This is a genomic window from Pseudomonas beijingensis, assembly GCF_030687295.1.
In the GTDB taxonomy this organism is placed as follows: Bacteria; Pseudomonadota; Gammaproteobacteria; order Pseudomonadales; family Pseudomonadaceae; genus Aquipseudomonas; species Aquipseudomonas beijingensis.
The window spans coordinates 5,614,657-5,639,991 of the sequence record NZ_CP117425.1 but is presented as its reverse complement, the minus strand read 5'-3'; the positions used below and the strand labels follow the sequence as shown (position 1 = coordinate 5,639,991).

Sequence of the window (25,335 nt, the reverse complement as noted above, 5' to 3'; positions counted from 1 at the left end):
CCGATCTCCCAAGGAACGAACTTCTGAAAACGTCCGAAGCTGAAACGTATCAGCTACGACAAAAAACCAAAATATGCACAAATGCATTTTTTGCTTGACCCGCATGCATGAGCCTCTATAAGGTGGCTTCACTGTATGCACATACAGTATTTCTAGATCGCTATTTATTTGAATCCATTCATGGACGAGGCAATAACCTATGAAAAACACCACTGAAAAATTCGGTGCAACCCCCCATCAACCCAGCCTCTGGACCCGCGCTGACGCGCTGAAAGTCCGGGCAGATGACCCCACCACCACTCAGCCGCTGGTCCGCGCGGATTTCCCGGTATTGAACAACGACGTGTTTATCTGGGACACCATGCCCCTGCGCGACTTGGACGGTAACGTGACGTCCGTCGATGGCTGGTCGGTGATCTTCACCCTGACGGCCGATCGTCATCCAAACGACCCGCAGTACCTCGACGAGGACGGTAACTACGACATCCTCCGCGATTGGAACGACCGTCACGGTCGGGCAAAGATGTACTACTGGTTCTCTCGTACCGGCAAGAACTGGGAATTCGGTGGCCGTGTCATGGCCGAAGGCGTTTCGCCGACCGCTCGCGAATGGGCCGGTACGCCGATCCTGTTGAACGACCGAGGTGAAGTGGACCTGTATTACACCGCCGTCACCCCGGGCGCGACCATCGTCAAGGTGCGCGGTCGGGTGGTGACCACTGAACACGGTGTCAGCATGGTCGGCTTCGAGAAGGTCAAGCCGCTGTTCGAGGCCGACGGCAACATGTACCAGACCGAAGCACAAAACGCGTTCTGGGGTTTCCGCGACCCATGGCCTTTCCGCGACCCGAAAGACGGCAAGCTGTACATGCTGTTCGAGGGTAACGTGGCCGGCGAGCGCGGCTCGCACAAAGTGGGAGAGGCAGAAATCGGCGACGTGCCGCCAGGTTATGAAGATGTCGGCAACTCGCGCTACCAGACCGCCTGTGTCGGCATCGCCGTGGCCCGCGACGCAGACGGTGACGACTGGGAAATGTTGCCGCCACTGCTGACCGCCGTCGGGGTAAACGACCAGACCGAGCGCCCGCATTTCGTGTTCCAGGATGGCAAGTACTACCTGTTCACGATCAGCCATACCTTCACCTACGCCGACGGCGTGACCGGGCCGGACGGGGTGTACGGTTTCGTCGCGGACTCGCTCTTCGGCCCTTACGTGCCGCTGAACGGTTCCGGCCTGGTGCTGGGCAACCCGTCCTCCCAGCCATTCCAGACCTACTCGCACTATGTAATGCCAAACGGCCTGGTGACCTCCTTCATCGACAGCGTACCGACCGACGAAACCGGCACGCAGATTCGTGTGGGTGGCACCGAGGCACCCACGGTGGGCATGAAAATCAAAGGGCAGCAGACGTTCGTGGTGGCCGAGTACGACTACGGTTACATCCCGCCGATGCTCGACGTCACCCTCAAGTAACAGCAACACCGGGGTTTCAGGTAGCGGGTTTGCGGTCGATGACAAAACCGTTGTGGATATGATCGAGATATCCCGCCTGATTCATTGCGATGTTGCTCGCAAGCCCCATTGAACAACGAGTCGTAACCCTCTTCGCGACTGGCTGCAAGGATGCAGCCGGTCGTGAATGCATTCCTCTGCAACGTATGTAGACAAGCTCCTCTGTGGGAGCGAGCTTGCTCGCGATAGCGGTGCATCAGCAACATTCCAGCCAGCTGTTTATCTTGACTCAATGAGATTAGCCACGACCGACATCGCCTTGCGCCATTGCCTACAACTACGCCAGAATCCGCCGGCTTGTGCGTCTTGGAGGGCGTCGGTAGTTTGAATCCTGTCACTGAGCATCAGTGATCGGGTTTAGTCGCCCGTCTCAACCTAAGGCGTACCAAGTCCCGTCGGACAGGCTGTGCTGTTCCTGTATTGATGGTGGCTGTGCGCAGGGCGCCCCCGGGCGCGCCGGGATTCTTAGGTTCACCGGTCGACTAACCTGCGCACAGCTGCCGCCCTCTCGTTTAGTCGCGAGGTGGCTGCAGCATCACTTAAGGAACCTAAGTCGATGGCAAAAATTACACCGAACCCTCCGACCACAGATGAGCATGTATCTCGCGCTCAGTCTGCTCGTAACAATAAGCTTGATGACGCTGCCAACCGGGCGTTGGATTACTACCTGAAGCCTACGCCGAAGGACGAAACGTCCGACAAACCCAACACCATCTTCCGCATCGCACCGGATGTTGATTCGGAATGTCTGCTGGCCAATCTCAGTGAAAACCTGGCTTCGGCGAATGCCATGATCAGTGATTTGGCGTTTGGTCTTGAGGGATCTCGACGGCATTTTGCGTTGGGGATTTTGCAGGTGATTGAGGTGAGTGAGCTGTTGGCGAATCGGGCTTTGGATATTGTTGAGGTGAGGTAGAAGGGCGAGGCACTCGCGCTTTGAAAGGAAAAAAGGTCTTGCTCAGCAAGGCCTTTTTTCGTGAGAGCTCGCGGCAATGGGCGTCAGGTATGGGAGCGCCGAGGGTTCGTCGCTCAATTTTGGCTGTGAATTTCATTTAATCGCTAATGTAGATCATGACCACAGCAGCGCCCTAGGCCGGTAACTATGCGGACTGGTCTATTAAATCGCTATTGTCGATGGCGCTTGCCGCAGTGTGCCTTGCTTTCATTTTGAATCGCCAGCCCATGTTATCTGAGCTGGGCATGTGCCCAGGAGTGTCTATGGCTGGCTTTCTGAAAGCTTTGATTCACACGGTGCTATCACCATTGCTACATTCACGTTCCGGATTCCGTGGAAAGGATGAGTACCAATATGCCAACGATGTGGATGGTTCGAGGTGATGGCGGTCGTCTCTATGACGACTTCAGGGATCGAAATCTGGCAGCCATCGGTTGGGCTCAGTTAGCACTTGCCGCAAAGCCTGGCGTTTCCCGAAAGGCCTTGATCCAAGCTTATAAGGAACTCCAGCCTGGTATTAAGGATGCTAGCGCCGTATCGGGTGCTTCTCAGGTGTTTCGTTTCGTTAACGAAATCAAAGAAGGCGATACGGTCGTCACTTACTCGCCTGCGAACCGGACCTACTTGGTAGGTCGCTTCACTGGCGCATGCCAGCTTCGTCCCGATCTGGCAGACGATGGGATGTCGTTGACCAGGCCTGTTGAGTGGTATCCGCATGAGGTTGATCGCGACAAGCTAAACAGCGTCAGCAGAAATAGCTTGGGGTCCACGCTAACCATATTTAACGTTGCGGAGGTTGCTCAGAAGGAATTGCTTGCCCTTGCTACCGGTAAAGACGTATCGGCATCGCCGAAGGACTTAATCGACGATCCCGAAGCTCTTGAAGATCCGCTGAAAGGTGTTCAGGAGATTGCTTTCGAGCGTATCAAGGACCAAATCAATAGCCTGGACTGGTCTGAAATGCAGGAGCTGGTTGCTGGCATCTTACGAGCGATGGGCTACAAAACGCTCGTCTCCCCGGCCGGTGCTGATCGTGGCAAAGACATCATTGCTTCGCCCGACGGCTTTGGATTTGAGCCGCCGCGCATTGTTGTTGAGGTTAAGCATCGAAATGTACGGATGGGGAGTAATGAGATCCGCAGCTTTCTTGGTGGGCGGCACAAGGAGGATCGAGGGCTGTATGTGAGCACTGGAGGCTTCACAAAGGAGGCGCTTTATGAGGGTGAGCGGGCTAACGTGCATCTGACAATGTGGACGCTGGATGAATTGGCTCGCACGTTGATGGCGCATTATCCAGCTACCGATCCAGAGACCAAGCGATTGGTGCCGTTGAGCTACTTTTACGTTCCTGCGTAGGGAGGTATTGCTCACCTGTCATGTCGCTAAAAAGCTATTTCGATAACTCGTTCCGTCCTTATATCGTCGCCAGCGACATGAGAACGGAGGGGACATACGGCGTTTCCATGATGGGTTGCGGTGATGGCCTACGTTGTTTTGCTCAACATTTTGCCCAGCAGGTCGTTAGCTTTATCAGTTCACCCTGATTAAGGAACTTGCCGTGTCCGAAAATGTTTACGCACCACCTTTAGCTCCACTGGAGACCGTCGTTCAGCCATCCGAATTCTATGTGGTGTCGCCAGCAAAGCTTTTGACACTGGCGACCCTGACGTTTGGCTTCTATTTCTATTACTGGTCATACAAAAACTGGAGCCTTTACAAGCAGTACAACCAGGCAGATATCTGGCCATGGGCGCGCGGCCTGCTGTGCATATTTTTCATTCACCAACTGTATCGCCAGGCGAGCGAGAAAATTCGCGGCAGCGGTCGCACATTTGAGTGGGATTACGAACAGTGGGCAACCGTATATGTCGTGCTGACGGTCGGTGCCAGCGTATTGAATTCAGTGGCGAAGCGCGTCGATAGCCTTGCATTTCTGGCCGGTTGGTTGCTGTTGGCGATTCCGCTGCGGGCCTATGTGGTGAGCCGAAGTCAACCGCTGATCAACTTCGCCGCCAATGATCCTCAAGCGTCGAGCAATTCGCGTTTCACCGTATGGAATTACCTCTTCATGGCGTCAGGCGTTTTGCTCTGGGCGCTGGCACTGTTAGGTGTCTGGGCCCTTTATCATTGAGCCGGATAGGGGGGGCGGAGACCCAGCCGAAGGTGGTTTGTTTGAACAAGTTAGGGTGAGGCGACGCGGTGTTTATTGAGGCGCGTGGGATTTGGGAGGGGCTGACGTCGTCTTGCGCCATTGCTTACAACTACGCCAGAATCCGCCGGCTTGTGCGCCTTGCGTCCCCTCGGTAGTTTGAGTCCGTCACTGCTCATCAGTGATCAGGTTTCGCAGCCCGGACTCTATAGGCGCACAACGTCACCTTCGAAAGCAGATCGCCCATGTCTGTGATTTCGTCAGAGGTGGCTGTGCGTGGGAGACCCTCGGGTCTGCCGGTCCCTAGAGTCCCGGTCTGCGAACCCGCGTACAGCTGCCACCCCAACTTCGTTTCGCAGCGAATGGTGGTAGCTCCAACAGACTCTAGGAGCTTTACCATTGCTAAAATTACACCGAGCCCGCCAGCTACCGACGAAACCGTGTCTCGCGTGCAGTCGGCTCATAACAAGAAGCATCGATGATGCAGCCAGCCGGGCTTTGGATTACTACCTGAAGCTTACGCCGAAGGACGAAACGTCTGACAAACCCTACACCATCTTCTGTTTCGCACCGGATATTGATTCGGAATGTCTGCTTGCCAACCTCAGTGAGACCCTGGCTTCGGCTAATGCCATGATCAGTGATTTGGCGTTTGGTCTGGTGATCTCGACATTTAGGGAGAGCTGACCCCAGAGAGGTAGGTATGCCAGGGAAATTGAGCACAACCCAATCCTTGGACATCTGGCCCTGCCTGCACTGTCTGAATCGCTCAAGCGTCGGCTGAATTGCTAGACTGGGCCGATTTGGCGCTCGCGATGCGCCTGACGTAGTACAAAAGGAATTTTTACCGATGTCTGCCCTCTCTGCGTTGCTCAACACCTACCGCTCCGCCTCCGTTACCGAACGCGAGAAAGGCACCTACTTCGAAGAGCTGATCTGCGCCTACCTGCGTAACGAAGCCACCTACAGTGATCTGTACGACAAGGTTTGGACATTCGCCAACTGGGCCAAGGAGCAGGGCCTCAGCGGTAAGGACTCGGGTATCGACTTGGTGGCACGAACCCAGGGCACCGGCGAGTACCACGCCATCCAGTGCAAGCTGTACGCCGAGGACTACAAAGTCCAGAAGAAGGACATAGACAGTTTCTTCACCGCCTCGGGCAAGGCGCCGTTCTCGCACCGCGTCATTGTTGCCACCACCAACAATTGGAGCGAGCACGCCGAGGATGCGCTGCAAGGCCAGCAGCCCCCTGTCAGTAAGATCGACCTACAAGCCTTGGAAGACAGCCAAATTGACTGGGCCAAGTATCAACCCAATCAGGCCGTCGCCCTCAAGGCCAAGAAGCAACTGCGCGAGCACCAGCAAACCGCGCTGAATGCCGTGGCCGTGGGCCTCAAGGACGCCGAACGCGGCAAGCTGATCATGGCTTGCGGCACCGGCAAGACCTTCACCAGCCTGAAAATTGCCGAGCAGCAGGCCGGCAAGGGCAAGCGCGTACTGTTCCTAGTACCCAGCCTGTCGCTACTCTCGCAGACCCTCACCGAATGGACGCAGGAAAGCGCAACCCCGCTCCACAGCTTTGCCGTCTGCTCCGACAGCGACGTAGGCAAGAAGCGCAAAGCAGAGGATGACGCCGTTCAGGTGTTCACCCACGAGTTACGCTACCCGGCCACCACTAAGGCAGATCGCCTCGCAGCGGAAATGCTCAAGCGCCATGATGCCGAGCACATGAGTGTGGTGTTCTCCACCTATCACTCCATCGACGTGATCAGCCGCGCCCAGGCTGATCATGGCCTTGCCGCTTTCGATCTGGTGATCTGCGACGAAGCCCACCGCACAACCGGCGCGACCTTCGACGATGATGACGAAAGCACCTTCGTTCGCATTCATGATGTCGACTACATCCGTGCCACCAAACGCCTGTACATGACCGCTACGCCGCGCATCTACGGCGACAACGCCAAGATCAAGGCCGAGTCTGGTGAAGTCACCCTGTGCTCGATGGATGACGAAGCGCTTTACGGCAAAGAGTTGTTCGTCATCAACTTCTCCGAGGCTGTTCAGCGCGGTCTGCTCACCGACTACAAGGTGCTGGTACTCACTGTTGAAGAGAGCGTTATCAGTCGTCGGCTTCAGGAACTGCTGAAGGACGAAGACAATCAACTCAAGGTGGACGACGCCGCCAAGATCGTCGGCTGCTGGAAGGCGCTGGCCAAACAAGGGCTAGCTGAAAATCTTGTGGGTGATGATCAGCCCATGAAGCGCGCTGTGGCCTTCTGCCAGGTCATCTCGCCTAACTACAAAGGAACCAAGCACAAGGTCAGCTCGATCAACATCGCCAGCATGTTCCAGTCGGTGGTTGAGGCTTACCAGGAGTCCGAAGAGATCGACGAGGGCTCGCGCATCATCTGTGAAGCAGCACACGTCGATGGCGGCATGAACGCCAGCCAGAAAGAAGCCAAGCTCAACTGGCTGAAAGAAGAACCACCCACCAACACATGCCGCATCCTTAGCAACGTGCGCTGCCTGTCTGAGGGCGTGGACGTACCGGCACTGGACGCGGTGCTTTTCCTCACTCCGCGCAACTCCCAAGTGGACGTGGTGCAATCCGTAGGCCGAGTGATGCGCAACGCACCAGGCAAGAAGCGTGGCTATGTGGTGTTGCCGGTGGTTATCCCAGCCAATACGGAACCCCATGTAGCCCTCAACGACAATCAGACCTACAAGGTCGTCTGGCAGGTGCTCCAGGCACTGCGCTCGCACGACGACAGCTTCGACGCCATGGTCAACAAGCTCGATCTGATCGGCTCTGACCCGCGCAAGATGGAAGTCATCGCCATCACCGACAAGGCCGAGAAAAAGACCAGGAAAGCTAGCGGCACCAGCAACGGCCAGGCAGGCAAAGGTCAGTACGGCATTGGTGAGAAACGCGCTAAGTACGACGTCGAAGGTCAGATGACCCAGCAGGCCGAATTGACCTACGAAGTGGGTGAAATCGAGAAGGCCATCTACGCCAAGATCGTCGACAAGTGCGGCAACCGCCACCACTGGGAAGACTGGGCCAACGACATCGCCAAGATCGCCCGCACCCATATCGACCGTATCCAGGGCATTTTGGAGAACCCTGTACACATCAGGGAGAGAGCGACTTTCGAGGCCTTCGCCGCTGAGCTGCGCGATGATCTCAACGACAGCATCAGCGATGGCGAGATCATCGAAATGCTCGCCCAGCATCTGGTAACCAAGCCAGTGTTCGATGCGCTGTTCGAGGAATACAGCTTCGCCAGCCACAACCCCATGTCCAAGGCCATGCAAGGCGTGCTGGACGCGCTCCATGAGCATCACCTGGCCAAGGAAGCCGACACACTGGAAAAGTTCTATGCCAGCGTTCGTCAACGCGCTGCCGGCATCGACAACGCCCAAGGCAAGCAGAAGATCATCGTCGAGCTGTACGACAAGTTCTTCCGCAACGCCTTCCCCAAGATGACGGAGCGCTTGGGCATCGTTTACACCCCGGTCGAGGTTGTGGACTTCATCCTCCACAGCGTCAACCACCTGCTGCAACAGGAGTTCGGCCAAACTCTAGGCAGTAAGGGCGTTCACATCATCGACCCTTTTACCGGCACAGGGACGTTCATCACACGCCTGATCCAGTCGGGTCTGATCAAGCCGGAAGAGTTGCCGCACAAATATAAGCATGAGATCCATGCCAACGAGCTGGTGCTGCTGGCCTACTACATTGCAGCCATCAATATCGAAGCTGCCTATCACGGCGAAGTGATCGACGAGTACACCCCATTTGAAGGTATCTGCCTGACCGATACTTTTCAGATGTATGAGAAGGACGATTTGGTAGATGCACTACTAGAGGACAACAGCGCCCGGCGTAGACGCCAGAAGGATTTGGATATTCGGGTGATTGTGGGTAATCCCCCCTATTCTATTGGGCAAGGTAGTGCAAATGACAACAACAACACGAATCTCGCTTACCCATCGCTCGATGCCTGCATCGCTTCTACTTACGCGGCACGCTCCTCAATGACGTCCGTGAAGAATATATATGACAGCTATATCCGTGCGATCCGCTGGGCCAGCGATCGTATTGGCGACGCGGGTGTGATCGGCTTTGTCACCAATGCTGGATACTTGGAATCAACGTCTTCCGACGGCATGCGCAAATGCTTGGCGGAGGAGTTCTCTAGCCTCTATGTGTTCCATCTGCGAGGCAATCAACGCACCAGCGGCGAAATCTCTCGGAAGGAAGGGGGCAAAATTTTCGGCAGTGGCAGCCGTACACCCATCGCCATCTCGCTTCTGGTCAAGAATCCCGAGGCGCAGACACATGGGCAGATTTATTTCCATGACATTGGCGACTATCTCAGCCGCGAAGAAAAGCTGGAGAAGATCGCAAACTACGTCAGCGTGGCCGGTATCGAACACTGGCAATCAATCACCCCGGATGAGCACGGTGACTGGCTCAAACAGCGCGACGATAGTTTCAGCCAGTTCATCTTGATGGGAGATAAGAAGGGCGATGCGCCCAAGCTATTTGACAGCTTTTCACTGGGTGTTGCGACCGGCCGAGACTCTTGGGCCTACAACACCAGCAAGCACAAGCTGGAAGTCAATATGAGCAGCATGATTGACTTCTACAATACCGAGGTGGAGCGCTTCAATGCGGCGCATCCGGGGATGGATACCAAAGCACGGCAGGCGAAAGTTGATGGTTTCATAGACACTAATCCGACCCGTATCAGCTGGACTCGCGCACTGAAACAGGATCTTGGCAGAGATCGCAGCTATGCCTTCGACGCCGACTGCATGGTGCCCGGTCTATATCGCCCCTTCACCAAGCAATGGCTGTACTTCAATCGTCGTTTCAACGAGATGGTCTACCAGATGCCGCGCATCTTCCCAGACGCCACATCTGAAAACAGAGCCATCATGGTTAAGGGAAATTGGCGGGGCGATGGCCAGATTGCTTATATGGTCGATAGCGTTACCTGCTTGCAGCCTGACGGCGGTGGTCAATGCTTCCCCCTCTACCTCTACGACGAAGCCGCTCAGGCTTGCGATGACGACCTTTTCGCTGAGCCGGTTGAGGGTGGCTTGCGCCGCCGTGAGGCTATCACGGACACAGGCCAGTCTCACTTCCACGCGGCCTACCCAGGTGAGCAGATCAGCAAGGAGGACCTGTTTTACTACGTCTACGGAATCCTCCATTCCTCGGACTACCGTGAGCGCTTTTCCGACAATTTGAGTAAAGAGCTGCCGCGCATCCCGGCTGTGAAAAAGGCTGCCGACTTCTGGGCCTTCAGCAAGGCAGGCCGCGCCTTGGCCGATCTCCACCTGAACTACGAAACCGTCGAACCCTATCCCCTGACCATCGAGGCCAGGGGCACGTTGAATGGCGCCGATTACCGGGTGGAAAAGATGAAGTTCGCTAAGAAAGGAGACAAAAGCACAGTCATCTACAACCACCGCATAACCCTCAAGGGGATCCCCGAGGCAGCTTGGGAATACGTGGTCAACGGCAAGCCAGCACTGGATTGGGTGATGGATCGCCAAGCGGTGCGTACCGACAAGGCCAGCGGCATTGTCAACGATGCTAACGATTGGGCAGTGGAAACTATGGGCAACCCCAAGTACCCACTGGAGCTGTTCCAGCGCGTGGTCACAGTGAGCGTGGAAACCCAGAAAATCGTCAAGGCGCTGCCCAGACTCGATATCGCTACAGATAACTAGTTGAGTCCGATAAAACGCTGAGCGCTCAGACAACTACTGCTCTGGTTGGGCCACTCTTTCCCAACCAAGGCAGGGCGCCTGCTGATTGCCAGCCCGGCACTCTCATGTTAAATAGTGTCCGTCCCAAGCGATCCCTATCGATCCGCAAAGGTCCGCCACGTCGCCCTGGTAACGACGTTAAAAACTTTCGCCTCGTTCGCATCCGCTGAACGGGCAGCATCAACTGCCATTGGTTGATTTGCGTATCTGGCCAACACTCCCAGCTCGTTCTGCCACTAGAAACCTTAGGGCCCTAGAACTTCTGTAGCCCACAACGATCTCCGACGCTACCGAACATTAATCTCGGAAACGCGTATATACCTATGCGTGCGGCAAATGCCCGTGCTCGCTATATAGCCAGCCGATATCCGCCTTGTAAGCGAACAACCAGCGCACCTTCCGAGCCCCCAAATTAAGGGCGATGGTATCCGTCTATTTTTAAGCGGACGCGATAGCTCTTAATTTGCGGGCTCGGACGGAAAAACTGGTTGTTTGCTGGGTCGTTACGCAGTGGCCAACGTGCAGCGGCGCTGATGAGTTTGATCCAATCGGCCAAGCTCAACGGGCATGATGTGTATGCCTATCTGAAGGACGTTCTTGCTCGTCTGCCGACGCAGCGGGCGAGTGAGATTGGGGAGTTGTTGCCGCATCGTTGGCAGCCGGCTTAATTGTGCAAGACAGGATGCCAGGACGCTTACGTTTTCTCACACTGAGACTAAAATCTAAACATCACAGGAACTGTTCAATAATTCTCAATAAATTCAACCGGGCTCAGCACGGTCCAACCCTCAATAGCAGGGTCGTCGGCAACATACATAGCTATACGACGCTCGGGCCAGGCAATCTCTACCTCCGCGATCACCTCCTCCTGGGCGTTCATGACTTCGTAACCAATCACCGGCACCCCAAAACCTTTGTGTCGACCGTGCATAAGCCCGCCATGCACTGCAAGATCGGCTAGTGCCATAGCCTGAGTCCAATCGTCAGCAACAATGCTCTGCTCGCGACGCAAACGATTAAGAATCTGCATGTTCTGAGTCGAGATAAACATGTGGTCATGCAACGGTTGTTTACGGTGACAGTCAATGCATAGGGGAAGGAGGTTTGCCGAGCTGTTGTCCTGCTTTACGCCGTTGACATGGTGAACGTGCAATAGATGACGTTGTTCTGTGAGATTCACAGCACACGCCTCGCAAGTGAATCCACAACGCCGACGTACATCAGCAGAAATTTCCGCCCAGTCCTTTGTGTAATCATTGCCGAGAGTACGCTGCGTCAAGCTGCGCGGCAGGTGGCGAAAGCTCGTACTGTAAGTTTCAAAGAACTTTCCAATTTCGAAACCATTCCAGATGGTCGAGTTTTTGCCTTCATGGCAATAATTCTGATAATTGAGCTTTTCCAAGCAGTTCTTACATACCAGCAGACGAGAGTCCAACTCCTCACGAACACCTCGGCTGTTCTTGCCGCTGATCGGGAAAATCCCGCTCAAATTATTAGTCACTACATAGCGCTCAAAGCGTCCTTTGCTGCGCATGTCGTTAAGCGTTTTGCAGTCTGCCACATGGAAACGCTTACCTTTATCTGGAGAAACCTGCACTACGTCAACTGGAGAAAATTGGTCAGGGATGTACAGCAATACCTGACGCCCATCGACACTCAGCAGCCCGTTGATGACATTCAAGTCGTCGAGTTGAACCTCGCGCCCCTCCAACAACGCAATATCGATAGGGTCAAGCTGTGCGGCCGCCGTCCAATCGAAATCAATCGTCTCCGTATCTAGCCGTTTGACCTGAGCCCACAGCTCGGAAAAATCAACGTTGATTTCCATCGAGCCTCTCAATGATCGTGCGGATCTGCAGCTCAGAGTTGGTGATCACTCGAAAGTTAACACGTCGTGAGCGGGCGGCATCCTCGGCGCTGTTACCTGCATCTACAAGGCGCCGTGAGGAGGAGTAGCCGACCGCCGCAAAGCTCGAACGCACCCATTCCCTATCTGCCCCGGATGTCAATTTCGATAGTACGTACTGCAACACCGAACGCGTCCGATCCTGTGATAGCGCCATGTTCGGAAAATAGGCTTCATCACCATGCCGTGTTCCCCAATCACTACTGGTATGCCCTTCGATACGAATCTCATCAATCGCCTCCCTATAGCGGGAAAGCACCGTCACATAACGCGGAAAGAAGTCCGAAAGCATTACCTGAAACTGTGTACTGAGCTCCGGCGAGCCTGAGCGAAACAGTACCTCGGGATTGTTGAAGATCACTTGCAGAGTGTTGCGATCTATCGATGCATTCCAACGTGGCAAGTCACTCTTAAACTCATTGTTCAGGTCGTTGTAGATTGCTACCTGCGTGTCCTTATAGGCGACCGCAATCTCTTTGATATTTTCTCGTTCGACTTGCACGTAGTACATATAGGCGACAGCGATGAACAAGAACATCATCATCAATCCGGACATCAGATCGGAAATGCCAATCCAGTGCTCGGCATCCTCCTTCTTCGAATGCCGACTGCGGAACAGATTGTCCAGAGTGCCCATTACGCACGCACCCTGCTTGCCAGTTCTGCATGATCATCAGCAATCCGGCGGGAGATAGTGGCTAGGGCCGATCCCATTTCCCTGAAGACTTTCTCCAACTCACGCCCGATGGCCTGATCCATAGCATTAAGCTGAGCCTGCAGAGATGCGTTCGCCCGTTCGGTAGCCTCCCTGACCTGAGCTTCCACTGATCCCATGGTGCGGTTCGCAGAACCTTGAATCAGTGACTCAGTCTGGCTGAGGTTGCCCTCTACGGTAGAGCGCAACGTATTCATCGCGGCGTCAACTGTCGATGTGAGGCTGTCCTGAATCTTCCCGGTCGCTTGCTTAAATACTTCCGTCAATGAGCTAGAGGCCTGCTCGACTGCCAGCCCCATTTGTTGCTCCAGTGACTTTGAATTATTCAGCATGATTTCTAGAGTGCCGCGCACAGAGGAGCCGAACTCCTGCGCCGCATCCTTCATGTTCTCGCTGATCTGTTCCGTCTGGCTGCTGATCACATGCGAGGCCTCAGTTAAGGCGGTATTGGTGAGGTCAACCGAGCGTCCAAACTCCATTGAGCCTTCATGCATGGTAGAGATGACGCCCTGCATACCATCCGAAAGAGACTTAGAGAGAGTATCCATATGCTGTTGCAGCTCTGGCACCGCGCTGGTGGCTTTATCGCGCATAGCAATGAAAACATCCAGATGCTGTTGCAGCTCCTGAATTTGGTGCTGATTGACCTGCAATACTGGTTCTAGCTTGCCGATAGCCGCTGGAATGCTCTGGCAGTGGTTATCAATTGAGCCAATGGATTGCTCGGACGTCGTCAACGAGCGACTGATCGCCTCATTAGCCGTTGCAGTACGTTCAAGCTCTCGCACAGCCGTTTCGATACGTGCCTCCAACACTTCTACATGCTGTTTGTACTGCTCCTGCCAGTCGACCATCTTGACGACAGCCTCGTTGAGCGCCTTGAAGTTGTCGCCGAACTGCTCCACCAGATGCTTATTAAAGTCCTGAATCACCTGTCGAAGTGCATTGATAACCGTCTCTGTGGCAGATTGCGCGAGCATCTCGCTAAAAAGGACCAATTGTTTAAAAAGTTTGTCCTGAAATTCGCGCTGTCCACGATCCAAGCCATTCCGAAAGTCGCCCATATCTGACCGCAACAACTTGAGTTGCCCCGCTACCGAGCCTTCCTCATTGCCAGCGAGCGAGTGGTTAAGAGCTTCTAACAATTTCTCCTGTCGGCTCATAACGCCGTAGATATGCTCAGGTGTAACCGAGTCAGGCTGCTCTGCCTTCTCCCGTGCGGGCTCAAACCACCAAGCATCCAAAGCCTTAAGCAAAATCGACAGTGTCATGCCGACCAGACTAGTGATAAAGGCGGTTTTCAGACCATCGAGAAGGTCCTCAATGCTGCTCTTAATGTCGTGTGAGTTGAAGTCTAGCAAACCGATCACGATACCGATAAAGGTACCCAGTATGCCCAGCGATACCAGTACCGCGGGCGCGTGCTCGACAAAAAAACCGTGCTTGCCGGTTTTGCCTTGAATGATTGCCATGGCAAAGATTGCCGCCATTACCCAGATGAACAACTCAGTCATCGTCCCCGCGGAGGCGGACCTCAGGGCACCCTCAAGGTATTGGCTTATCATTTGCAAACTCCAGAATCAGGCGCGGAAGAAAACCAGGGGAAGATGTAGCGCTCTCGAAAAAGTCCAGACTATGCGGTAGCCGGTTTTTCGGTTGGCGAGCGTGAAGGGGGTGGTGTAGTGAATGGTACGGTTAGCCCAATGCGATTTTAGTAGGCCGATCCGTAGCATCAACGGGATAAACCAGGGCAGCGTGCCCCGGGCCTGCGCAATTAGGCGGGTGATATCCATTTCCTGACCTTCAGTACTCCTGAGTTAACGAATATTACCGAAAATAATCATAAGTTGTTGGTGCTGATTGAAAACTGACGCTAGCACGCGACGAGTCTCGTGCCGGGTAGCTCTGCGCCTTGATGGTGGAAGTGATGCAGCGCCTTTGGTCGAGATAGGAGTACCCGCAGCCTTTTCCCTTTGAGCCTGCGAAGATAAAGATATTTTGCTGTGGCTAAGGCACCATCGTTAATGGCGAAAGACATTTACCGTCCCACATCAAGCTGCCCGGTGTGTGGCTGGATAAAGCGCTGGTTAAAAAGGCCTTATTTTACAAACGGTTCAGACATTAAAAAGCCGGCTTATGGCCGGCTTCTCGTTGACTGACTCAGTTCGTTTTTGACAAACCTCACCAGCCTTCAAAACGTACATCCGGCTCTTGCGGCCGGCTGTGGGACTTGGTCAGAAAGTGATCTGCCTTGTCGGTGCGAGGCGTGGGCTCGCAAATGTGGGGCGGAGGATACGCGGGTTTGCTTCAGAATCCCAGTGGTAAGTGGTGTGGAATCATTGGGTTATCGGTGATTCAGGGGGAAGGCAGGGGGCTGCTGCGCAGCCCAGCGGGAGCAAGCTCCCTCGCCACAAAAGCTTCTGCCACAGCTCCGGCTACAGCTCCTGCCACAATTCCCGCCACGATTTCTGGTCTTGGGTGGCTTAGTCGAACACCGGCGGTCTCCGTTTGTTGAGGGTTGACCACCAGAACACCCAGCCGATCACCCGGATGTGTTGCGCGTCGATCTGTTCGGCGCTGAAGACCTCGTCAGGATACGCAGCACAGTTATGACTACGCAGGCGTAGCCGATTACCGGGAATGCGGTGCAGGTATTTGATGCGCAGCATCCCATCATGCTCAAGCGCATAGATTTGACCATCAACGATTTGCGTCAGGCCGCGGTCGATGGCGAGGGTGGAGCCGTCTTCGATGCGTTCGGCCATGCTGTCGCCGACCATGGTGATGCAGATGGCGTCGCTGGGGTCGATTTCCAGGGATTCGAGGTGGCTGCGGGGCAGGCGGATGGATTGGTCGGGGATTTCGACGATGTGGGTTTTGGTTTCGCCGGGGGCGATGGGGACTTCCTTGTAGAAGGGCAGTTCGATGTCCGTGGGTTCCACCACGCTGTAGACGCCGTCGTTCTCGGCGGCTTCGTAGGTGGTGCCGGGGCCGAGGCCCAATGGGGTTTGCGGGCCTTCGCCGTGGGCGAGCCATTGCGGGCTGACGGTCAGCAGGCTGGCGATGGAGTGGATGCGCCCTGGCGGGATGCCACGGTTGAACCAGTTGTTCACGTGTTGGGATTTCACGCCGTATAACTTCGCGAAGTCGGCGGAACGGATGTTCGCTTCTTTTAGAAGGGCTCGGAAGCGGTCGCCACTGGAAAGTATTTTCATAAACGGAAAGTTTAGGGACGACTGTGTTTTCGGCAATAAACAAGTCGTGCAAATATATAAGACGATCTTTCCGTTTGCAGGATTTGAAAGGCGCGGGCTAAACGTGCTTAAACGGCGTTAATACAACTACGTATTAGCAATCATTAAGACATAAAAAAACCCCGGGGCAAACCGGGGTTCTTTATCAAGTTTGTATCAGCCTTTGTAGGCGGCAACCGACTTGGTGATGGCTTCGCGGGCGGCGTCTGCACCGGCCCAGCCTTCGATCTTGACCCACTTGCCTTTTTCAAGGTCTTTGTAGTTCGCGAAGAAGTGCTCGATCTGCTGGATCAGCAGTGGCGGCAGGTCGGTGTATTCCTTCACGTCGACGTACAGCTGCGACAGTTTGTCGTGTGGCACTGCGATGACTTTGGCATCGCCGCCGCCGTCGTCGGTCATGTTCAGGATGCCGACTGGACGGGCACGGATGACCGAGCCTGGGGCCACTGGGTAAGGGGTCACGACCAGCACGTCGAGGGGGTCGCCGTCGTCGGCCAGGGTGTTGGGGATGTAGCCGTAGTTGGCCGGGTAGAACATGGGGGTGGCCATGAAACGGTCAACGAACAGGCAGTCGCTGTCTTTGTCGATTTCGTATTTGATCGGGGCGTGGTTGGCCGGGATTTCGATCGCGACGTAGATGTCGTTCGGCAGGTCTTTGCCAGCCGGAATCTTGCTGTAGCTCATTGGGCGGTGCCCCCGTTAGTTGACCAAATGACTGGTCGGATTGACCAAAAAGTGGCGGCGATTATAGGCATATTCGGCCGCTGTTGCCACGTTACCAGGGTCTTAGAGACCTTAGTATGACGCCTGATAGACCGGATCTTCGGCTTGAAGTTGCCGCAGTCGGGCCAAAGGATCCTGGCGGTAGAACGCCTTGAGCTGTTCGTAGACCTTGGGATAGGCCTGGTGCAGCAGGTCCGGGGCGCTGAAGAAGTATTCGCTGGTGACGGCGAAGAATTCCGCCGGGTTTTCCGCGGCGTAGGGGTCAATGACGGTTTCTGCGTCGGGGTTCTGGTCCAGTTGGCGGTCGAGGTCGTCGAAGGCCTGTTGCATGGCGTCGGCCCAGTCTTTGACGCGCATGTCGGCGTGCAGCGGTGGCAGGCCGTTGGCGTCGCCGTTGAGCATGTCGAGTTTGTGCGCCAGTTCGTGGATCACCAGGTTGTAGCCGTCCCAGCCGCCGCTGGCCATCACGCCGTCCCAGGCCAGGATGATCGGGCCTTGGGGCCAGGCTTCGCCGCTGTGTTCGCCGTCCCATTCGTGCTCGATGCCGCTGGCGTCGCGGTAGCGTTGGGGGCTGAGGAAGTCGTCGGGGTAGAGGACGATTTCATGGAAGCCCTGGTACCAGTTCAAATCGCCAAGGTGCATCAGCGGCAATTGGGCCTGGGCGGCGAGCAGCAGGCGTTGTTCCTGGTGCAGTTCGACGCCGGGCAGGGCGGTGAGGTGTTTGTCGTGCAGGAACAGTACGCAGGCTTCCCGTAGCCACTGGTCCTCGGCGGCGCTGATGCCGTCGAGGAAGCTCAGTTGTTGGCGCACCCGCTGCCAGGTGTCCTCGGTGACGGGGTGTTTGGCGAGGGTGCGTTGGCGGCGCCAGTTGCTCAGGGACCACATGGCGATCAGCGCGGGTGGGCTTTGGAGGCGCGCTGGCTCATTTTGCTGCGCACCAGGCTGATGATCATCGGCAGCAGCGACAGCAGGATGATGCCGACGACCAGCAGCGACAGGTTCTGCTTGATGAAAGGCACGTTGCCGAAGAAGTAGCCGAGGGTCACCAGGCCGCCGACCCAGAGGACGGTGCCGAGGACGCTGAAGCCGAAGAAGCGCAGGTAGTTCATTTTGCCGACGCCGGCGACGAAGGGGGCGAAGGTGCGGATGATCGGCAGGAAGCGCGCCAGGGTCACGGTTTTGCCGCCGTGTTTGGCGTAGAAGTCGTGGGTTTGCTGCAGGTAGTCGCGGCGGAAGATCTTCGAGTTGGGGTTGCTGAAGAGTTTTTCGCCGGCGGTGCGGCCGATGAGGTAGTTGGTGCTGTCGCCGAGGATGGCCGCGAGCATCAGCAGGCCGGCCAGGAGGACGGGGTCCATGGCGCCGCCGGCGGCTACGGCGCCGGCGATGAACAGCAGGGAGTCGCCTGGGAGGAAGGGCATGACCACCAGGCCGGTTTCACAGAAGATCACCAGGAACAGGATGGCGTAGACCCAGGTGCCGTAGTTGGTCACCAGCATGTCGAGGTAGACGTCGAGATGCAGAATGAGGTCGAGGGGGTTGAAATCCATGCATAGCACCTGTGGTGGTGGCCCGACTCGGCAGGCTGGTGGGTCTGGCTTTGAGTATGGCTACAGAGTGTGTAGCTTTTTCTTACAAGCTGGGAAGAGCGGCATTATACGGTGGGGCGGGGGAAGTGCGGGGGGAGTTTGTAGCTGGGGATTTCGAGATGTTGTCTTGGGGTGAAACACCTGTGGGAGCAAAGCTTGCTCGCGATGCTGGCTATTCAGTCAACATTGATGGGCCTGACGGAGCGCTATCGCGAGCAAGCTTTGCTCCCACAGATCGATCTCCCATGGATATGTCTGTCACAGATATATCCATGGGCTGATTTCCCTCTGAACGGGTCAGATCCCTTCGCTGATCGGCAACACATAGTTCTTGAACTCGGTGTCTTCCTTGAAGCCAATCGACTCGTAGGTTTTCTGCGCGACTTCGTTGTTGCTGCTGGTGGAGACGCGCATGCGCACGGCGTTGGTTTCCTTGGCCATTTTTTTCGCGGTGCGGATCAGGTTGTCGGCCACCAGTTGGCGGCGGGCGTCTTCGGCGACGTAGATGTCGTTGAGGATCCATACGCGCTTGAGGGACAGGGAGGAGTAGCTCGGGTAGAGCTGGCAGAAGCCCAGCAGCCGGTTGTCATCGTCATCGGGCAGGGCCAGGTAGATCACCGATTCCTTGCGGCGCAGGCGTTTTTCGAGGAAGGCTCGCGACGAATCCGGGTAGGGCAGTGAGCCATAGAATTCCCGGTACTTGACGAACAATGGGGTCAGCAGGTCCAGGTGTTCCAGAGTTGCTTGGATAATCCGCATGGTAGGTCTCGTCTGCAAAGGTCGACAGATACTCAGACAACAATGTCGCGCTGCCGTGCTTTTGATGCTGCCTGAAAGCGGATCAAAAACGCAATCGGATAAACGGCTCAGTTTCGGGGCGGCGCCAGTAGGAAATTACCTTTCATATCGGCAGCGTTTTCCGACTCTAGAGTGTTTACCTGGGCTTCGTCCTTCAGATTGACCCCCGAAAGTTGCCGGCGACAGGCCTCGCGCATCAGGTAGATCAGGCGATGGGCCGCCATGCCGTAGCTCAAGCCTTCGAGGCGGACGTTGGAGATGCAGTTGCGATAGGCGTCGGTCAGGCCGACCTTGGGCGCGTAGGTGAAATACAGCCCGAGGCTGTCGGGGGAGCTGAGGCCGGGGCGTTCGCCGATCAGGATCACCGACATTTTTGCGCCGAGCCGCTGCGCTACTTCATCGGCCACCGCCACCCGGCCTTGTTCCACCAGGATCACGGGCGACACCGACCAGCCGTCAGCGGCGGTCTGTTCTTCCAGGCGCGCCAGGAACGGCAAGGTATGCCGATGCACCGCCAGCGCCGACAGACCGTCAGCCACCACGATAGCCAGGTCCACGCCGCCGGGATGGGCCGCCGCGTAGTCCTGCAGAGTTTGTGCGGAGGCCTCGTCGAGCCGCCGGCCCAAGTCCGGGCGCTGTAGATAGCTGTGGCGGTCGGCCGCCGCGCTGTGGAGCAGCAGGCTTTCACGGCCGCGTTCGGTTAACTGTGCGCGGATGCCCTGATGATCGAACGCCAGGTGCACCGCATCGCGGGCCTGGGCGTGGGCGTATTGGAAGTCCAGTTGCGCCTGGGTCGGCAGGCTGGTGCCGGTGCGGCCCAGGGCGATGCGCGCCGGGGTGAGGTTGCGCAGATTCAGCCAAGGGTTTTGTGGATCGACAGGTGATTTATCCATGGGCAGTGCTCTCATCCCAAATGCGCGAGGGCGTGACGAAACGCCGGTGGCAGGTTGTCGCCGAACCGCACCCGGCCATCGGCCTGGGTGAAGATGCCCATGTTCGCCAGCCAGGTTTCGAATTCCGGCGCGGGCTTGAGGCCCAGGGTCTGGCGGGCGTAGAGGGCGTCGTGGAACGAGGTGGTCTGATAGTTGAGCATGATGTCATCGGAGCCGGGGATGCCCATGATGAAGTTGATCCCGGCCACGCCGAGCAGGGTCAGCAGGGTGTCCATGTCGTCCTGGTCGGCTTCGGCGTGGTTGGTGTAGCAGATGTCGCAACCCATCGGCACGCCCAGCAACTTGCCACAGAAGTGGTCTTCGAGGCCGGCGCGGATGATCTGTTTGCCGTTGTACAGGTACTCCGGGCCGATGAATCCTACAACCGTGTTCACCAGGAACGGGTTGAAATGCCGCGCCACGGCGTAGGCCCGGGTTTCGCAGGTCTGTTGATCGACGCCGTGGTGGGCGTTGGCCGACAGCGCGCTGCCCTGGCCGGTTTCGAAATACATCAGGTTGTTGCCGAGGGTGCCGCGGTTCAGGCTCAGCCCCGCGTCGTAGCCTTCCTGCAAGACGTTGAGGTTGATGCCGAAACTGGCGTTGGCCGCTTCGGTGCCGGCGATGGACTGGAACACTAGGTCCAGGGGCACGCCGCGGTTCGCCGCTTCGATGGAGGTGGTGACGTGGGTCAGCACGCAGCCTTGGGTGGGGATGTCGTAACGCTGGATGATGGCGTCGAGCATTTCCAGCATGGCGCAGATCGACGCGGTGCTGTCGGTGGCCGGGTTGATGCCGATCATGGCGTCGCCGTTGCCGAAGAGCAGGCCGTCGAGGATGCTCGCGGCGATGCCGGCGGGTTCGTCGGTGGGGTGGTTAGGCTGCAGGCGGGTGGACAGGCGTCCGCGCAGGCCGAGGGTGCCGCGGAATTTGGTGACCACGCGGATTTTCTGCGCCACCAGCACCAAGTCCTGCACGCGCATGATCTTCGACACGGCGGCGACCATTTCCGGCGTCAGGCCGGGAGCCAGGGCCCGCAGGCTCTGTTCATCGGCGGCGTCGCTGAGCAGCCAGTCGCGAAAGCCGCCGACCGTGAGGTGGCTGACGACGGCAAAAGCCTGTTTATCGTGAGTGTCGACGATCAGCCGGGTGACTTCGTCGGCCTCGTAGGGAATCAGCACTTCTTGCAGGAAATGGCTGAGGGGCAGGTCGGCCAAAGCCATTTGCGCGGCTACGCGCTCGCCATCGTTGAGCGCGGCGATCTCGGCCAGGAAATCCCCGGAACGGGCCGGGCTGGCCTTGGCCATCAGGTCTTTGAGGTTGTCGAAGCGGTAGGTCTGGGCGCCGACCGTGTGTGCAAAACTGGCCATACAGGTTCTCCGTGACGGCGCCGCTGGGCGGCGCCGTGGTTTTCGGCACGTTACGGCTTAGTGCAAGGCTTCTTCGGCTTTTTGAATGGCCGCGAATTCCTCTTCGGGGGTGCCTGCGACCAAGTGATGCCGACTGTAGAAAGCAAAGTAAGCAATTAACACTCCATAGATGATCGCGGCGCCGATGACCACCCGTGGGTCCACCAAAAAGCCCGCCACCACGGCGATGCACGCCAGCACCAGGGCCACGCCTGAGGTGAAGATGCCGCCCGGTGTGCGGTATGGCCGGTCCATTTTGGGGCGACGGATGCGCAGGGTGATGTGCGCGGCCATCATCAGCACGTAGGAAATGGTCGCTCCGAACACTGCCACCAGAATCAGCAGGTCGCCTTGGCCGGTCAAGGACAAGCCGAAACCGATGATGCCGGGAATGACCAATGCCAGGACCGGTGCTTTGCTTTTATTGGTTTCCGAGAGCTTGCGTGGCAGGTAGCCGGCGCGGGACAAGGCAAAGATCTGCCGCGAGTAGGCGTAGATGATCGAGAAGAAACTGGCGATCAAACCGGCCAGACCGACGAGGTTGACGAAGTGGCCCATCCAGGTCGAGCCGCCGTAGGCTTTGGCCAGGGCTTCCACCAGCGGGTTGCCCGAGGCCATCAGCGCGTTGGAACCCGCGCCGCCCGGGCCGATCACCAGGATCAGCAGGGCGAAGGCCACCAGCACCAGCATGGCGCCGATCAGGCCGCGTGGCAGGTCGCGCTTGGGGTTCTTGGTTTCTTCAGCCGCCAGGGGCACGCCTTCCACGGCGAGGAAAAACCAGATCGCATAAGGGATGGCCGCCCAGACGCCGACGTAGCCGAAGGGCAGGAATGGGCTGGCGCCCGTGGCCGCGGTGACGGGGATGTCCAGCAGGTTGGCGACGTCGAAGTGCGGCACCATCGCCACCAGGAAAACCCCCAGCGCCAGGGCGGCGACGGCGGTGATGATGAACATCAGCTTGAGGGCTTCACCCACGCCGAAAATATGGATGGCGATGAAGACGATGTAGAACGCCAGGTAGATCATCCAGCCGCCAATGCCGAACAACGATTGGCAATACGCGCCGATGAACACGGCAATCGCCGCCGGGGCGATGGCGTACTCGATCAGGATCGCCGTGCCCGTGAGAAACCCGCCCCAAGGCCCGAATGCGCTGCGGGCAAAGCCGTAGCCGCCGCCTGCGGTGGGGATCATCGAGGACAGCTCGGCGAGGGAAAAACACATGCACAGGTACATCGCGGCCATCAGCAGCGTGGCCAGGAACATCCCGCCCCAGCCGCCTTGGGCCAGGCCGAAGTTCCAGCCGGCGTAGTCACCGGAAATGACATAGGCCACGCCCAGGCCCACCAGCAGGACCCAGCCTGCCGCGCCTTTTTTCAGTTCGCGTTGTTGGAAATATTCGGAGCCGACTTTTTCGAAGTCGACCGAGGACGTTGCCGGTTGCGGGTTTGCATGATCGCTTGGCATAAGGGTTTACCTGTTTTTATTGTTTTTTGGCCCTGTTGGAGCGGGGCTGCTCTTGGAACCGGTGTGTTGCATACAGCAGGGATGCAAGCTGGACCGCCGCCATCGCGAGCAAGCTCGCTCCCACAGTGGATCTGTTTCAACCCTGGAAACGAGTTATCCACAGATCCCTGTGGGAGCGAGCTTGCTCGCGATAGCCATCTAAAGGGCGAAGCAGGATGACCTGCCTCGCCCCAGGACTTAGAAGAACCCCAACGGATTGATGTCGTAGCTCACCAGCAGGTTCTTGGTCTGCTGATAATGATCGAGCATCATCTTGTGGGTCTCACGCCCAACGCCGGACTTCTTGTAGCCACCAAACGCGGCGTGCGCCGGGTACAGGTGGTAGCAGTTGGTCCAGACGCGACCGGCCTTGATCGCCCGGCCCATGCGGTAGGCGCGGTTGATGTCGCGGGTCCACAGGCCGGCGCCGAGGCCGAACTCGGTGTCGTTGGCGATCGCCAGGGCTTCGGCTTCGTCCTTGAAGGTGGTGATGCTCACCACTGGGCCGAAGATTTCTTCCTGGAACACGCGCATTTTGTTGGTGCCCTTGAGCAGGGTCGGCTGGATGTAATACCCGGTCGCCAGGTTGCCCTCGAGTTTTTCCACCTTGCCGCCGGTCAGCAGCTCGGCGCCTTCGCCCTTGGCGATTTCCAGGTACGAAAGAATCTTGTCGAATTGCTGCTCGGACGCCTGGGCGCCGACCATGGTGTCGGTGTCCAGCGGGTCGCCGCGTTTGATCTGCAGGACTTTGTTCATCACCACTTTCATGAACTCGTCGTAGATCGATTCCTGCACCAGGGCGCGGGAGGGGCAGGTGCAGACTTCGCCCTGGTTGAAGAACGCCAGCACCAGGCCTTCGGCGGCTTTCTCGATGAAGCTCGGCTCGGCCTGCATGATGTCTTCGAAGAAGATGTTCGGCGATTTGCCGCCCAGTTCCACGGTGGACGGGATGATGTTCTCGGCGGCGCATTTCATGATGTGCGAGCCGACTGGGGTGGAGCCGGTGAAGGCGATCTTGGCGATGCGCTTGCTGGTGGCGAGGGCTTCGCCGGCTTCTTTGCCGAAACCTTGCACCACGTTCAGCACGCCGGGCGGCAGCAGGTCGCCGATCAGTTCCATGAGCACGCAGATGCCCAGTGGGGTTTGTTCGGCCGGCTTGAGCACCACGCAGTTACCGGCGGCCAGGGCCGGGGCGAGTTTCCAGGCGGCCATCAGCAGCGGGAAGTTCCACGGGATGATCTGCCCGACCACGCCCAGCGGTTCATGGATGTGATAGGCCACGGTGTTGCCGTCGATCTCGGCGGCGCTACCTTCCTGGGCCCGCAGGCATCCGGCGAAGTAACGGAAGTGGTCGGCGGCCAGGGGAATGTCGGCGTTGAGGGTTTCGCGCACGGCCTTGCCGTTGTCCCAGGACTCGGTGATCGCCAGCACTTCGAGGTTGGCTTCGATGCGGTCGGCGATTTTCAGCAGGACCAGCGAACGGGCCTGGGCCGAGGTGGCGCCCCAGGCATCCGCGGCAGCGTGGGCGGCGTCCAGGGCTTTTTCGATGTCTTCGGCCGTGGAGCGCGGGAATTCGGCAATGGGCTGGCCATTGACCGGGGAGGTATTGGTGAAGTACTGACCTTTGACAGGCGCGACGAACTCGCCGCCGATGTAGTTACCGTATTTTGCCTTGAACGAAACGATAGCGCCTTCAGTACCGGGGTGAGCGTAACGCATGATGAGTTCTCCTTGGCTTTTGTGCTTATTGGGGAGCCGCGCAAATACGCGCTGGTACTTAAGCCTAGAGCAAAGGTCGGGCCATTGCCTTGCAGGGCCCGTAAATCAAGACTTTAGGAGGAGTGGGTCGGACAAACGGAAGGGCTGTGTGACGCTTGTGATACAGCGGGTGTGACAGTTTGTGCCAGATGCGAGACAGTCTGTGACTGACAGGTCGCGCCAGCATTGCAAAGGGGGTTGGGCTGGAGGATGCTGGACATTCAGCACAGCTCCTGCGGCAACAAAGGTCTGTGGGGGCAAGGTCTGTGGGAGCAAGGCTTGCCCGCGATAGCCTCGACGTGGTTCAACTGACCTGCGCGTCATCGTTCATCGCGGGCAAGCCTTGCTC

General features: G+C 57.2%; 19 protein-coding genes and 1 pseudogene. 7 read left to right on the top strand and 13 right to left on the bottom strand.

Annotation, left to right across the window (positions count from 1 at the left end; genetic code table 11):
• Positions 1–199 precede the first annotated feature (199 nt).
• The 7 genes and pseudogenes from PSH84_RS25050 to PSH84_RS25025 all read left to right on the top strand — a co-directional run.
• A complete protein-coding gene (locus PSH84_RS25050; RefSeq protein ID WP_305468624.1) occupies positions 200–1,474 on the top strand; it encodes a glycoside hydrolase family 68 protein in 1,275 nt (424 codons plus the stop codon).
• 595 nt (positions 1,475–2,069) lie between these two features.
• On the top strand, positions 2,070–2,429 hold the full coding sequence (locus tag PSH84_RS25045; RefSeq protein ID WP_095963463.1) for a DUF6124 family protein: 360 nt from the start codon (positions 2,070–2,072) through the stop codon (positions 2,427–2,429).
• A gap of 381 nt (positions 2,430–2,810) precedes the next feature.
• Positions 2,811–3,824, top strand: a complete 1,014-nt coding sequence (locus PSH84_RS25040) for a restriction endonuclease (RefSeq protein WP_439800542.1) — start codon at positions 2,811–2,813, stop codon at positions 3,822–3,824.
• A gap of 202 nt (positions 3,825–4,026) precedes the next feature.
• Positions 4,027–4,599 carry a hypothetical protein gene (locus PSH84_RS25035; protein WP_134925985.1) on the top strand — a complete coding sequence of 191 codons (573 nt, stop codon included), beginning with the start codon at positions 4,027–4,029 and terminating at the stop codon, positions 4,597–4,599.
• A 417-nt stretch (positions 4,600–5,016) separates the two neighbouring features.
• Positions 5,017–5,304 carry a DUF6124 family protein gene (locus PSH84_RS29140; protein ID WP_432421837.1) on the top strand — a complete coding sequence of 96 codons (288 nt, stop codon included), beginning with the start codon at positions 5,017–5,019 and terminating at the stop codon, positions 5,302–5,304.
• Positions 5,305–5,467: 163 nt separating this feature from the next.
• Positions 5,468–10,363 (top strand): DEAD/DEAH box helicase, encoded by a 4,896-nt coding sequence (locus PSH84_RS25030; protein ID WP_305481956.1) that lies wholly within the window; start codon positions 5,468–5,470, stop codon positions 10,361–10,363.
• 509 nt (positions 10,364–10,872) lie between these two features.
• Positions 10,873–11,070: pseudogene (locus PSH84_RS25025) on the top strand (transposase domain-containing protein); the annotation flags it as partial.
• A 74-nt stretch (positions 11,071–11,144) separates the two neighbouring features.
• Here PSH84_RS25025 and PSH84_RS25020 read toward each other — a convergent pair.
• The 13 genes from PSH84_RS25020 to exaC form a co-directional block, all read right to left on the bottom strand.
• The gene (locus PSH84_RS25020) at positions 11,145–12,230 is read right to left on the bottom strand and encodes an HNH endonuclease (RefSeq protein WP_305468623.1); all 1,086 of its coding nucleotides are present in this window, start codon (positions 12,228–12,230) and stop codon (positions 11,145–11,147) included.
• Positions 12,214–12,945 (bottom strand): OmpA family protein, encoded by a 732-nt coding sequence (locus PSH84_RS25015; protein WP_134925983.1) that lies wholly within the window; start codon positions 12,943–12,945, stop codon positions 12,214–12,216. Before PSH84_RS25015 ends, PSH84_RS25020 begins: the two co-directional genes overlap by 17 nt.
• The gene (locus PSH84_RS25010; protein ID WP_245150875.1) at positions 12,945–14,537 is read right to left on the bottom strand and encodes a hypothetical protein; all 1,593 of its coding nucleotides are present in this window, start codon (positions 14,535–14,537) and stop codon (positions 12,945–12,947) included. Before PSH84_RS25010 ends, PSH84_RS25015 begins: the two co-directional genes overlap by 1 nt.
• 66 nt (positions 14,538–14,603) lie before the next feature.
• Positions 14,604–14,816 carry a hypothetical protein gene (locus tag PSH84_RS28835; protein WP_348529659.1) on the bottom strand — a complete coding sequence of 71 codons (213 nt, stop codon included), beginning with the start codon at positions 14,814–14,816 and terminating at the stop codon, positions 14,604–14,606.
• 690 nt (positions 14,817–15,506) lie between these two features.
• Complete coding sequence (locus tag PSH84_RS25000; RefSeq protein WP_305468622.1) at positions 15,507–16,238, bottom strand: LexA family transcriptional regulator; 732 nt, start codon at positions 16,236–16,238, stop codon at positions 15,507–15,509.
• A gap of 195 nt (positions 16,239–16,433) precedes the next feature.
• On the bottom strand, positions 16,434–16,961 hold the full coding sequence (gene ppa / locus PSH84_RS24995; RefSeq protein ID WP_003205933.1) for an inorganic diphosphatase: 528 nt from the start codon (positions 16,959–16,961) through the stop codon (positions 16,434–16,436).
• 111 nt (positions 16,962–17,072) lie between these two features.
• The gene (locus PSH84_RS24990) at positions 17,073–17,885 is read right to left on the bottom strand and encodes a M90 family metallopeptidase (protein WP_305481955.1); all 813 of its coding nucleotides are present in this window, start codon (positions 17,883–17,885) and stop codon (positions 17,073–17,075) included.
• A gap of 5 nt (positions 17,886–17,890) precedes the next feature.
• Complete coding sequence (locus PSH84_RS24985) at positions 17,891–18,547, bottom strand: DedA family protein (protein ID WP_305481954.1); 657 nt, start codon at positions 18,545–18,547, stop codon at positions 17,891–17,893.
• A gap of 336 nt (positions 18,548–18,883) precedes the next feature.
• Positions 18,884–19,345 carry a GNAT family N-acetyltransferase gene (locus tag PSH84_RS24980; protein WP_060740460.1) on the bottom strand — a complete coding sequence of 154 codons (462 nt, stop codon included), beginning with the start codon at positions 19,343–19,345 and terminating at the stop codon, positions 18,884–18,886.
• A gap of 107 nt (positions 19,346–19,452) precedes the next feature.
• A complete protein-coding gene (gene eutC / locus PSH84_RS24975) occupies positions 19,453–20,277 on the bottom strand; it encodes an ethanolamine ammonia-lyase subunit EutC (protein ID WP_305468619.1) in 825 nt (274 codons plus the stop codon).
• Positions 20,278–20,288: 11 nt separating this feature from the next.
• Entirely contained in the window at positions 20,289–21,683 is a 1,395-nt protein-coding gene (locus PSH84_RS24970; RefSeq protein ID WP_305468618.1) for an ethanolamine ammonia-lyase subunit EutB, read from the bottom strand.
• Between the two features lie 57 nt (positions 21,684–21,740).
• On the bottom strand, positions 21,741–23,189 hold the full coding sequence (eat, locus tag PSH84_RS24965; RefSeq protein WP_305468617.1) for an ethanolamine permease: 1,449 nt from the start codon (positions 23,187–23,189) through the stop codon (positions 21,741–21,743).
• Between the two features lie 237 nt (positions 23,190–23,426).
• Entirely contained in the window at positions 23,427–24,947 is a 1,521-nt protein-coding gene (gene exaC / locus PSH84_RS24960) for an acetaldehyde dehydrogenase ExaC (RefSeq protein ID WP_305468616.1), read from the bottom strand.
• Positions 24,948–25,335: the final 388 nt, after the last annotated feature.